The 12,269-nt window shown below is 27.4% G+C and carries 11 protein-coding genes; 9 read left to right on the top strand and 2 right to left on the bottom strand.

Annotated elements, in window-relative coordinates:
• Nucleotides 1-387 precede the first annotated feature (387 nt).
• The 6 genes from KQI30_RS12555 (at nucleotide 388) to KQI30_RS12580 (ending at nucleotide 4,139) form a co-directional block, all read left to right on the top strand.
• Nucleotides 388-1,143 carry a ParA family protein gene (locus KQI30_RS12555; protein WP_216463690.1) on the top strand — a complete coding sequence of 252 codons (756 nt, stop codon included), beginning with the start codon at nucleotides 388-390 and terminating at the stop codon, nucleotides 1,141-1,143.
• Entirely contained in the window at nucleotides 1,136-1,510 is a 375-nt protein-coding gene (locus tag KQI30_RS12560) for a hypothetical protein (protein ID WP_253287498.1), read from the top strand. The genes KQI30_RS12555 and KQI30_RS12560 overlap by 8 nt, the downstream gene beginning before the upstream one ends.
• Before the next feature lie 22 nt (nucleotides 1,511-1,532).
• Nucleotides 1,533-1,994 carry a DUF3887 domain-containing protein gene (locus KQI30_RS12565; RefSeq protein WP_216463691.1) on the top strand — a complete coding sequence of 154 codons (462 nt, stop codon included), beginning with the start codon at nucleotides 1,533-1,535 and terminating at the stop codon, nucleotides 1,992-1,994.
• Between the two features lie 83 nt (nucleotides 1,995-2,077).
• Nucleotides 2,078-2,674 carry a hypothetical protein gene (locus KQI30_RS12570; protein WP_216463692.1) on the top strand — a complete coding sequence of 199 codons (597 nt, stop codon included), beginning with the start codon at nucleotides 2,078-2,080 and terminating at the stop codon, nucleotides 2,672-2,674.
• Nucleotides 2,675-2,933: 259 nt separating this feature from the next.
• Complete coding sequence (locus tag KQI30_RS12575) at nucleotides 2,934-3,311, top strand: hypothetical protein (RefSeq protein WP_216463693.1); 378 nt, start codon at nucleotides 2,934-2,936, stop codon at nucleotides 3,309-3,311.
• Nucleotides 3,312-3,380: 69 nt separating this feature from the next.
• A complete protein-coding gene (locus tag KQI30_RS12580; protein ID WP_216463694.1) occupies nucleotides 3,381-4,139 on the top strand; it encodes a nitroreductase family protein in 759 nt (252 codons plus the stop codon).
• Nucleotides 4,140-4,225: 86 nt separating this feature from the next.
• On the opposite strand, the gene KQI30_RS12585 is transcribed toward KQI30_RS12580, so the two are convergent.
• Entirely contained in the window at nucleotides 4,226-5,401 is a 1,176-nt protein-coding gene (locus KQI30_RS12585; protein ID WP_216463695.1) for a J domain-containing protein, read from the bottom strand.
• 1 nt (nucleotide 5,402) lies between these two features.
• The gene (locus KQI30_RS12590) at nucleotides 5,403-7,097 is read right to left on the bottom strand and encodes an Hsp70 family protein (RefSeq protein ID WP_216463700.1); all 1,695 of its coding nucleotides are present in this window, start codon (nucleotides 7,095-7,097) and stop codon (nucleotides 5,403-5,405) included.
• 441 nt (nucleotides 7,098-7,538) lie between these two features.
• Between KQI30_RS12590 and KQI30_RS12595 the strand changes: the two genes are divergently transcribed.
• The 3 genes from KQI30_RS12595 to KQI30_RS12605 all read left to right on the top strand — a co-directional run bounded on the left by KQI30_RS12595 (nucleotide 7,539) and on the right by KQI30_RS12605 (nucleotide 12,050).
• The gene (locus KQI30_RS12595; RefSeq protein ID WP_216463696.1) at nucleotides 7,539-9,602 is read left to right on the top strand and encodes an LTA synthase family protein; all 2,064 of its coding nucleotides are present in this window, start codon (nucleotides 7,539-7,541) and stop codon (nucleotides 9,600-9,602) included.
• A gap of 86 nt (nucleotides 9,603-9,688) precedes the next feature.
• Nucleotides 9,689-11,206: an NAD(P)H-hydrate dehydratase gene (locus KQI30_RS12600; protein ID WP_216463697.1), complete on the top strand. Its 1,518-nt coding sequence runs from the start codon at nucleotides 9,689-9,691 to the stop codon at nucleotides 11,204-11,206.
• 190 nt (nucleotides 11,207-11,396) lie between these two features.
• Complete coding sequence (locus tag KQI30_RS12605) at nucleotides 11,397-12,050, top strand: DUF6709 family protein (protein ID WP_216463698.1); 654 nt, start codon at nucleotides 11,397-11,399, stop codon at nucleotides 12,048-12,050.
• Nucleotides 12,051-12,269: the final 219 nt, after the last annotated feature.

Raw genomic sequence — 12,269 nt, forward strand, 5'->3', positions numbered from 1 at the left:
GCTCAAACCTTATACAAACGCTTCTGTAAACGTTTATAAGTAAATTATACTATATATTTATAAAGATTTTATTTGTGAGTTTATACAAATTTTTAGCTTCATAATTTTACTTTTCTAATCTTCTGTAGAAAAATATTATAAACTTACAAATATATTTGTAAACATTTATGCAAATATATTTGTAATTGTATATATAAACAAAAACATTACCTTATGTGTAATTATTTGCTTTACTTCTATATACTTAATAGACTGTTTAGTGTAAAATTAGTATAAAATAGGCATTTAGATACAGTAACACATTATCAAAATAGATTTTAATAACTACTAAAAATAGGAGGTGAAAGCTGCTACTATTATAATTTTATTTATGTAGCAAAAATTGATATGAAAAAATTAGCCATATTAAATAATAAAGGTGGAGTAGGTAAAAGTACTGTTTCTGTTCAATTAGCTCATGGATTGGCAAAGTTAGGCTTTAGAGTAATTTTACTAGATTTAGATGGTCAAAACGATTCATCATTGTTTTTAGGTATATCTGAATCTGACTATAGAAAAACTTTTTATGACCTTATTGATAAAAGAAACAAAACTGATATAAGAGAATGTATTATATCTGCAAGAGAAAATTTAGACTTAATCCCTAATTCGAATATTGAAGAAATTAATGCTGAATTTTATAGGGAATCAAGAATAGATTTAGTTCTTTCTGAAAAGTTAATAGGTCTAGAAGATTTAGACTATGACTATTTACTAATAGATTGTGGTCCTCAAAGGACTAGGGTAAATGATGCCGTATTATGTTATGTTGATAATATAATTATGCCAGTTCAAGTTGAAGCAGCTTCTGTACGTGCATGTGGTAGTATCTACGAGTATTTAGCAGAACTAAGATTATCACCTGACAAAATTGCATTAATTGTACCTAATATGTATGATCAACGTACAAAAGATGCAAAAGAAAATCTAGAATTCTTAAAAGAATTCTTTTCAGATAATATTAATATAGTTACCGATCCAATTCCACGAAGAGTAAAAATAACTGAGTCAGGAAAAATGGGTAAGACTGTATTTGAATATGACGATGAATCAGCAAAACAATTTTTTAAAGTTTTAGAAAGGTTGGTTGAGAATATTGGCTAAAAAAGAAGATCTAAACAAAAACTTTGAACAATTAAAAAAACAAATGATGAAAAAGAAAAAGATGGCGGAGAATACAACTGTAGATGAATTCACAAATAAAAATGTAAACATTTCTACAAATGTAAACACAAATGTGGAATCCAAAGATGTAAATACCTCTAATGTAAATGATTCTTTAATATCTGTTGGAAAAATTCGCATTAAAAAAGTTGAGAAACTAGAAGAGCCAAAACGAATAACATATTACTTAAGACCTGAAACCATAAAGAAAATAGACAAGTTTTCCAAAGCCTGTGGTATGGGTAAATCTGAATTTGTTCAAAAAATATTGGAAGAAGTCTTAAATAATTTAGAAATAGAAAAATAAATAGCAAATGAAGGAGATTAGCATGAAATCATTAAAAAGAATACTTACATTATTTATTATATTCTCATTAACAATATCTTTTATAGGATGTTCTATTAATTCTAAAGAAATTGATGAAAATTATGTTAAAACTACTACTACTTCTAAACTAGAAAAGGTTTTTAAAGCAATTAATGATGAAAACTATATAAATTTTATTTCTGAATTAGATTATTCAATGAAAAAAAATTTAACTTCAAAGAATTTTAAATCAATGGTAAAAAATATAAAGGACACTATTGGTGAATATCAATCTGCTGAATATGAAAGTTGTGAAGAACTAGATAAGGATTATTTAACTGTAAAATACAAAGCAGTATTTTCCGATGAACCTGATGAAACTAATATTGTGTTGACCGTAAATAATAATAATAAAGACCTGGATATATGTGGGATTTATATAGATTCTCCAAAAATGAGTAAATCATACAGTAAAAAGAAATAAAACCTTCTCCACACCCCCCCTAGGAAAACATTTACATCAGTGATATAATATGCATATATATCCATTAGGGCGGTGATGAAGTTTTGAAAAAATCAACAGGAAAAGTTGTAGGTATACTATTATCTTGTTTATTAAGTATTATCATTCCTAATACTATCATTGATACCTTAGATGATATTTCTACTGATAATATAGGTAGCGAAATGCAGCTATTGAAAAACAATGATGTAGAAACGGTTTTAGGATCACCGAAAAAAAATGTACAACTATCTTTAAATAAAAAAACAGGATTAATTAACTATGAAGATAAATCAATTATATCTAATAAAAATGACAATAGAATTCCTGTAGCTTTTTTAATAGGAGGTACTTATTTTATAATAGCTACAGCAATATTAGATAGTATACGTAATGGTAAATATGATCACTATGAAGCTGTTTTAATTAATGGAGATCTCTATCTAGGAAATAATCTTTCTTATAATGAAGCTATCAATCGTCTAAAAAGCAACGGTGATGTATGGTCAAAAAATTCTACTCTAGCATGGTGTGTAGCAAATGCTGCTGGTAAGATTAATCCCACTAAAGTAGAAAAACATGAGAATAATGATAATTATTATTGGCATTATCATCCTCGCAATTCTATTAATACTAGAATAGGACAACATTCTTTTTGTTAATTAATGAGGTTTATGACTTTTATTATAGAAATAATACTACATATTTATAAAGCTGTCGCGATAACGATTAAATTCGTAAGCGACAGCTTTTTCCTATAAAATATACCACTAGGACTATAGTATTGCCCCTAAATAAAAAATAATCTTTAATGAAGAATTATGAATTGATTAATAATATTTTTCTATTATTTCTCTGTGAACATTAATAAATTAGTGATATTATATATACTATCTTATAATATAGAAAGAAGGCATCAAGATGGAGTTATTAAATGCATATGAAAATTATAAAGAATTTAATAATAACTTTGTTAATTTTATAAACAAGCTTATTAGTAATAATTTAGAAGATATGGATAGAAGCGAAATAGAGGATAAGCTTAACGAAGGAAGAGACTTTTTTAGCAATTTACAAACTCAATGTGAAGCTATTAAAATTGAAGATACAGATATAGATAACTTAAAAGATTTACAATACCTTATTGCAGATGGTTTATTTCTTACAATAGACTTAATTAGGTTCTATAGTATTAATGAATATGATAGATTTAAAATGAGGGCATCCAATTATATAAATAAAGGTCGACTTACAGAAATGTTTAAACAATCTAAAAACTGCTCCATAATGGATTTATAAAATAATTGGAATTTATTTTACATTTATGGTATAATATGTTTAAAATATATCAATAGGATGGTACTCTAAATGAAAGTAAAAAGAGAATGGTATGATGCCATAAAATTTAGGCAATCAAGAAGAACTTATGAAAAAAAAATAATTAGTAAAGGTAATAGATTAAAAATAATTCAATTAATTGATGATATAAATAATGAAAGTGGACTACACTTGCAATTTATCGAAGATGGCGAGAAATTTTTAACAGGATTTAAAGCATCTTATGGTATGATAACAGGTACTAACTATCTTATAGCTTTAGCAGGTAATAAAAATCTTAAAAATCTAAAAAAACTTATAGGGTATTATGGTGAATTATTAGTTTTAGAATGTACATCCTTAGGTCTTGGTACATGCTGGATTGGTGAAACTTATCACAAATCAGAATGTATAAAATATTTAAACTTATCCGAAGAAGAAGAGTTAGTTTGTATTATTTCTTTAGGACATGTTTTAAATGATAAATCATTTAAAGAAAGATTACTATCAAAATTATCTAAAAACAACAAAACATTCGATGATATATTAATAGAAAAAGATGATAGAATTCCTAGATGGGTACGTTGTGGAATAAATTCGGTACTACTTGCTCCTTCTTGTCTTAACAAGAAGCCAATAGGCTATTCATATAAAAACGGCATACTAAAAGCTTTTGTAACAAAATCCAATAAAGGCTATGAAGATGTTGATCTTGGTATATCTATGGCTCATTTTATGTTAGGAGCTAACAGTACTGGATATGATGGAAAATGGTCAGAGCTAAATGGTGAAAATATATTTATTAAATAATATGTAAAAAATCCTAAAGCACAATAATTTAACTTGTTGCTTTAGGATTTCTTATATAGTAGTAAAGTAATACTCTATACATTATGTCACCTTGCCGCAGTATTTTTTATAAAAAAATAACCATTAAAAGAATTAAAATTGCCTTTTTTTATTTTTTCAAATAACTGAAATGTTCCCTCTCTTTTTTTATTTTCCTCTTCTTTAACTCTTTCATTATACTCCTCTATTTTTTTATTTACATTTTTAAGATATACACTACAATATGTATCTAATGGACTTATCTCTAACAACTTCTCCAAAATTTCTTTAGCTTTTTCTAATTTATTTATAAAACAATAACACTTTGCAAGATTTAAGTATGCTTCATAATTTTCTTCGTCAATTTGAAGATTATACATATAAAAAGATCTCTCAAAATACTTTATTGCTTTCACATAATTTTTTTCTTGAAAATATGTATTTCCTATTTCCGTCATTGCATGCAAATCATTGCACTTTATCGATAAAGCCTTTCTATAATAACTTCGTGCAAAATTTAAATCCTTTATAGCAACATTGTAATCACCTAAGATATTAATTAGGTATAAATCATCTTGATATATAGAGTAAGCATCTAATAGATATCCCTTTGCTAAATCAAATTTCCTTTCTTTCAAACACTTGTATCCTTTATTCCTAAGATTCAAAAATGTTTCTATATATTCTTTAGGTATATTATCTATGTATTCATATCCAAGTATCTCTGAAACCTTCATTGCATTTATTACTGTATCAACAATTTCTTTATCATTATTCTTATATAATTCAATTTCATTTGATGTCCAATCAAAATAATTATCTATTATTCTCCATATATTCTTAGGTAAATACTTATGTTTTGATAGAAATAAAAGCATTTCTTTTTCTAAGATTTTTCGATTTCCTACATTCCAAAGAAAATTAAACTCTAATAAATCTCGCCATATCTTTCCGTTAACTCTAAGTGAGAAATCACTGTACACTTCTTGTACTCTATTAAAAAATTTAGATTCTTCCTTTGATTTTTTTTCTTTTTTATTGGGATTATCATTAAGAATATCTAACTCTATTGACACCAATTTCTTCTTTGTTAACTTTTTTGCCTTATTATACGCTTCTCTAAGTTCTTGATATCCTTCAGCATCATCTTCTGGATGACATTTTTTTAAACGCTTAGAATACGCTTTCTTTATTTTAGATATATCACTACCTTCTGGTATCCCCAATAAATCCCAACAACTCATATTAACAATTCTCCTCTAATTTATTAAACTCTTCAGTTAAATTTTTTGACGCTTCTTCAATAAGTTTAGAATCTTGTGTTTCAAGAACACGTTCAAACCCTTGTAGCAATTGAGAAATATATACACGCTTACTTCCTAATGATTCTTCGTAAAGTCTTTCTCCTCTTGCAACTAATAATCTATTTTCTGTTTTTTCTCTTGGATGTATTTTTAGTGATGATAACATTTTAAGCCTTTCTTCTATTTCTTCTTTTGAAAGTGATCCAGGTGCGTTTTCTATTACTAGACTTTTTACCTCACCTGTACTTACTATTGTTACTTCCACTTCTAATAACCCATTTATATCATATGTATATCTAACATCTACAGGATGTTCTCCTGCTGCTCCTTTAGGAATTTCAATCTCTATTTCTCCAAGCTTTATATTATCAGCAACTCTACGACGTTCTCCTTGATATATATTTACTAGCATATGTCTTTGATTGTCTGCTACAGTATATAAAGTTCTCACTTTACTTATAGGAATTGGAGAATTTCTTTCTATGATAGGTAAAAAATATCCATCCTCATATCTGCCATTTCCTAGCTCTGATACAACATCTACACCTAATGTATATGGACACACATCTGTTAATACCATCTCTCTTAAATCTTCATCCTTCTCCTTCAAAGCTGCTTGTATTGCTGCACCTTTTGCTACTACTTCATCAGGATTTATAGTAGAATATGGTATCTTGTTAAACATCTTAGTTACAATGGATCTAATTAATGGCATCCTAGTTGATCCTCCAACTAATATAATAGAATCCAATTCTTCAGAATCTATATCTGCATCATTTAATGCTCTCTCAATTGGATTTCTTAATTTTAAAATTAATTCTTCAGAAATCTTTTCAAATTCTTGCCTAGTTATCTCCATTGAAACAGGCTCTTCATCAATAATTAATTCCATTTTAGCGCTTTGTTTTTCAGTAAGAGTAATTTTGCATATTTCTCCTTGCTTATACAAAGCTGATATAACCTTTCTATCTAATTGTTCTACATTCAAATTGTTCTTCTTTATAAAATAATGTACTAATAAATTATTAAAATCTTCTCCACCTAAGTAATTATCTCCTGCTATAGATTTGACCTCCATTACCCCATCAAAAAGCTCTAAAATGGATACATCAAAGGTACCTCCACCTAAATCAAATATAAGAAATTGAGTTTCCCCATCTTTTTCATTTAATCCATATGCAATAGCTGCAGCAGTAGGTTCACTTACAAGTCTCTCTACCTTAAGACCTGCTAGTTCCCCTGCTCTTTTTGTTGCTTTACGTTGTGCATCATTAAAATACGCAGGAACACTAATTACTGCTTCAGTAATTTCCTCATCTAAAAAATTTTCTGCATCAGATTTTAATGATTTTAATACAAATGATGCTAATTCTTCTGGTGTAAAATTATACTTTCCCATATTAAAAGTTTTACTTGTACCCATAAATCTCTTAAAATTGGATACAGTGCACTCCGGATGTGTTATAAGTCGTTCTTTAGCAATTTCACCAACAAGAATTTCATCATTTTCATCAATACTAACTACAGAAGGAGTCATATTTTTATTTAAAATATTGGGAATGATAATAGCCTCTTTTTCTTTCCAATATGCTACTAAACTATTTGTTGTACCTAAATCTATTCCTATAGTTGTCATCACTATCTTCCTCCAATAAATATCTAACTTTTACCATTATTATATATACTGAAAATTCTCATCTCAATGGGAAATCCCTAAATGTGTCATATTTATTCTTAGAACTTACAAAAATACTTTTAGGTATAAATTCCTTACATTCACTACAAAAATTCTTATCTTTTAAGAAAATATTATTACTTTCGACATAATTTCAACACATCATTAGGTTAAAATCATATTAGATTAAAACATTAAAATAATTTAGGTACATAATAATTCCTAAAAAAAGCTATGCTAACCCTCATAGCTTTTTTTATTTTTGTTAAGAAAATGTTAAAAACTTTTTCATAAAAAAATCTAGTTAATTTTGTTATTATATTATATAATCATGTATAGCATGTACAATGTTAAATATGAAAAAGTATACCAGAGTTAATTTAAAAAATTTTGGAGGTAAAAATGAATAAGATAGGAGAATTAATAAAGAAGCATTCATTATTATTTTGTATAATTATTGGGTTCATTATAGGTTTTATAAACGAATTGCTTGGTAGAGCGTCACTTTTAGAAACCGTAAATTTTATTTTAGATAAACCGCTAATGTTTATATATAATGCACTAATTGTTGCCGCTACAGTATCTATTGCATGTCTATTTAGTAAAAAATACTTTACTATGATTGTAATTAGTATAATTTGGTTGACTATTGGTATAACTAATGGAATTATTTTAAGCAATCGTGTTACACCATTTACTTTTGTTGACTTAAAATTATTTACTGATGGTATTAAAGTATTACCTACTTATATGTCTCCAATTCAAATTGGTGCAATTGTTTTTGGTATTATTGCAGTTGTAGCATTACTAATATTCTTGTGGATAAAGTTACCTAAACATGAAAATGATGCTCATCATAAAAAAAATTCAAAACTTGTAGCATTATTTTTAGTTTCATTTGCAATTATAACTACTTATTGTTTAAAAACTGGAGTATTATCTACAAAGTTTACTAGCTTGGTTTATGCATACGAAGATTATGGTGTTGAATACTCTTTCAGTGCAACTTTACTTAATACTGGTATGAATAAACCAAAGAGCTATAGTGAAGAAAAAGTTAATTCAATAATGGATGATGTAAAGAACAATGTTGCTGAAACAAATAGTAATAAACCTAATATCATAATGGTTCAATTAGAGTCACTATTTGATCCTACTCATGTAACAGATTTACACTTTAGCGAAGATCCACTTCCATTCCTTAGATCATTAAAACAAAACTACACTAGTGGATTCTTAAGTGTCCCTGGTATAGGAGCAGGTACAGCAAATACTGAATTTGAAGTTATGACAGGTATGGATTTAGATTACTTTGGAACAGGAGAGTATCCATATAAAACTATATTAACTAAAACTACTAGTGAATCTCTTGCATATGATTTAAAAGATTTAGGGTATTCAGCTCATGCTATCCACAATAATACAGCTACATTCTACAGTCGTAATAAAGTATTTGCTCAACTTGGATATGATACTTTTACTTCTAAAGAATTTATGAATATTCAAGAATGGACACCAAACGGATGGGCTAAAGACAAAATTTTAACAGGCGAAATAATGAAAGTCCTTCAATCAACTGAAAATCAAGACTATATATACACAATTTCTGTACAAGGTCATGGTAGTTATATAAATCAAACTGATCCTAATGGTACAATTAAAGTTACTAGCGATATAGATAGAGAAAATATATCTGATATTGAATACTATGTAAATCAAATTCATCAGATGGATCAATTTGTACAAGACCTTGTAAACACAATTAATTCTTTTGATGAAAATACTGTAGTAGTATTTTATGGAGATCATCTTCCTTCACTAGGTATCGAAAAAGAACAACTTGATAATGGATCAATATATCAAACAGAATATGTAGCATATAGTAACTTTGATATGGAAAAACAAAATGTAGATTTAGAAGCGTTTCAATTATCATCATACATTTTAGATAGAGTTGGTATTCATCATGGAACATTACCAACATTCCATCAAACTAACATGGGTAAAGAAGATTATTTAAGTAACTTAGAAATACTTCAATATGATATGCTATATGGTAAACACTACTCTCAAGGTGGTACAAACCCATATACAGCTACAAACCTTAAGTTAGGTATTTATGATCTTACTCTAGAATCAATGGAGAACTCAGATAATCTACCAAAAGTTAAAACTGATGAAGAAAATACTGATGAAACGGAAACTAAAGATATTTCAGAAGAAGAACCTACTTCAGGAATCATTGTAAAAGGTCAGCATTTTACTGATAAAACTAAAGTATGTGTCAATGATGAAGTTTTAAAAACTCAATTTATTGATTCAGAAACAGTAGTTGTGAAAAATAAACAATTGCAATCTGGAGATGTTGTAAAAGTAATTCAACAAGGTTCTAAAAAAGTTCTTCAACAAGGTTCTAAAAACAGATTCCTTGCTACATCAAATGAAATGACTTATACTGAAAATTAGAATATAAATTTAAAAAGGAGCTAACGCAAAAGTGATACCCTATCGCTATGCTAAGCTCCTTTTTTATAAAAGAATGAGGTGAAATTATGAAAATTGTTACTTCAAAAATATCTAAAAATATAGATAATCATTGTGAAGAAAAATTAAAATTGAATACTAGCATTCTTATGGAATCTGCAGCGCTTGCAGTTTTGAAAAATATTTCAAACTACGAAAAATATACTATTGTATGTGGTCATGGAAATAATGGTGGCGATGGTTTAGCTCTTGCACGACATCTTTTATCCTTAAATAAAAAAGTAGATGTATTTCTTGTAGGACGAGAAAATGGTCCTCTTAGCTCCTGTTGTAAAATGAACTATGATATATTAATCAATATGGGCATAAAAATAGAAAACATTAACGAAAAATCTAATCTATCTAAATTAGAATCATCATTAGAAACTAGTGATATTACAGTTGACGCTATATTAGGAACAGGGATTACAAATACATTGTATGGCTTTGTATCAAAAACTATAGATATTATTAACGACAAAAGTAAATATATTTGTTCTGTTGATATTCCTTCTGGAATCAATAGTGATTCTGGTGAAATCATGGGCTCTGCAATAAAGGCAAATAAAACTATATGTTTTCAATTTTACAAAAGAGGTTTTTTGACATACCACTGTCAACAATACTTAGGTGACATAATAGTAGAACATATCGGTATACCTAATGCTGTATCAGAATTGTATCATAATAATGAGTTTATCACTGATATACAATTTATAAAAAATAATATAAAACCGCGAAATAAATATAGTTTTAAAAGCAACTTTGGTAAAGCATCTATCATAGCAGGATCAAAAGGGTTTTCTGGAGCTGCTTTTATAACCACAGAATCTGCTATAAAATCCGGTACTGGTCTTGTAACTTTAATTTCAACTAGTGATGTTCTAAAGAACCTCTCTCCTAGAATTACAGAGGCTATGACTGTAGATTTTTCAGAAAAAAATAAATTGCAAAATGTATTAAAATCCTCAGATGTTGTAGCTTTTGGTCCTGGAATGGGAAATAGCGATGATACATTGGAAATGTTAAAAACTATTATGTCATTATCTTCTTGCCCACTGGTTATTGATGCTGATGGAATAAATGTGATCGCTACTGCATTAAAAAAAGATAAAGATTTCTTGACTAACTCTAATAAAAATATAATTTTAACTCCTCATTTAGGCGAAATGTCTCGATTAACTAATCTCGATATTGACTATATAAAAAATAATCGTATTGACGTTGCAAAAAACTTTGCTAAAAAACATAAAGTAATAACACTACTAAAAGGTTACGAGACTATAATTACTGATGGTGAAACAACATACGTAAATCCAACAGGAAATAGTTCTATGGCTAATGGTGGTATGGGTGATTGTCTAACTGGAATCATCACTTCACTAATAGCTCAAGGTATTCCCCTACTTAATGCAGCAGTATGTGGTGCTTATATCCACGGTGCTATAGGTGATAATTTATCTAACACTATGTATTCTGTAACTGCTACAGATATAATTAACAACATTCAAAATAAAATGAGAAATATATGTAACATTAATAAATAGATATTTATATGTAAATATACTTTATTCCTGCAAAATTCCTTACATTATCCTAGCAATGATATTAAAGTTTAGTATTATTGCAATTTTTTATAATATATTATTAATTTTTACTGTTAAATAATTGCATTTATTGTAAATTCATATTACAATAAATGTATAAATAGTTAAATTAAGAAAGTGAGGAACTTTTATGAACCTTAAATCTCTTATTAGAAAACCTATGAAACGTAGGTTGTTTTTATGCGGAGTAGGATTTTTAATAGTAGGTTTCATAATAATAATTTTTAACATAGAACAATACGATGAAGATGTAATATATAAACTTCTTCCATCTATGTTAACAATAATTATATCAATATTATCAAGTTTATTAATCTTAATAATAAATTTTATAAATCCTAAATCAATCGAAAATTATAGAAATTTTTGTGCATATGTTCATACTCCATTTGAGGAAGACTTAAATAATCAATTAAAAGGAAATATAGAAAAAATAGATAGATTTATATTCACTGACAACTGGGTAATAATATTATATACTTTCTCAGTAAAAGTCTTCAATGCTAACGATATTATCTGGACATATAAAAGTAGGATAACAGATAATATTAGTTGCATTCCATTGGCTAATAATACATATCTTCACATTCATCTTTCTAATAGAAAAAAAATAGCTGTAGATGTTAATATAGCTAACAGTGATATTCTTATTGATGCACTATTTAGAAGAGCTAAAAGTGGTTACTTTGGATATAATAATAAGTTGAGAAAACGATGGCTATATGATAAAACAAACTTAATTAAAGATATTAAATCTTCTAAACAATTGATAGTTGTTAACTAGTTTAATATCAAAAAGAGCTGTTACATAATGATATGATACCTCTAAAGTAGACATGGTAAATAACCAAAATCTACTTTGGAGGTATTTTTTATGGGAAAAAAATATAAATATTCTTTTGAAGATAAAATCAAGGCATCAAAAGATTATATTTCAGGAACTAGAAGTTGTCGTCAAATATGTTTAGATCTTGGAATTAAGTATGGTAATACTCGCGGTGGT

This window comes from Clostridium bornimense (assembly GCF_018917145.1).
Lineage (GTDB): Bacteria > Bacillota > Clostridia > Clostridiales > Clostridiaceae > Clostridium_AN > Clostridium_AN bornimense_A.

Excerpts from the sequence above, each read along its gene's own strand:
- KQI30_RS12555 (WP_216463690.1), top strand. The coding sequence starts at position 388 with ATGAAAAAATTAGCCATATTAAATAATAAAGGTGGAGTAGGTAAAAGT.
- KQI30_RS12565 (WP_216463691.1), top strand. The coding sequence starts at position 1,533 with ATGAAATCATTAAAAAGAATACTTACATTATTTATTATATTCTCATTA.
- KQI30_RS12575 (WP_216463693.1), top strand. The coding sequence starts at position 2,934 with ATGGAGTTATTAAATGCATATGAAAATTATAAAGAATTTAATAATAAC.
- KQI30_RS12580 (WP_216463694.1), top strand. The coding sequence starts at position 3,381 with ATGAAAGTAAAAAGAGAATGGTATGATGCCATAAAATTTAGGCAATCA.
- KQI30_RS12585 (WP_216463695.1), bottom strand. The coding sequence starts at position 5,401 with ATGAGTTGTTGGGATTTATTGGGGATACCAGAAGGTAGTGATATATCT.
- KQI30_RS12590 (WP_216463700.1), bottom strand. The coding sequence starts at position 7,097 with ATGACAACTATAGGAATAGATTTAGGTACAACAAATAGTTTAGTAGCA.
- KQI30_RS12595 (WP_216463696.1), top strand. The coding sequence starts at position 7,539 with ATGAATAAGATAGGAGAATTAATAAAGAAGCATTCATTATTATTTTGT.
- KQI30_RS12600 (WP_216463697.1), top strand. The coding sequence starts at position 9,689 with ATGAAAATTGTTACTTCAAAAATATCTAAAAATATAGATAATCATTGT.
- KQI30_RS12605 (WP_216463698.1), top strand. The coding sequence starts at position 11,397 with ATGAACCTTAAATCTCTTATTAGAAAACCTATGAAACGTAGGTTGTTT.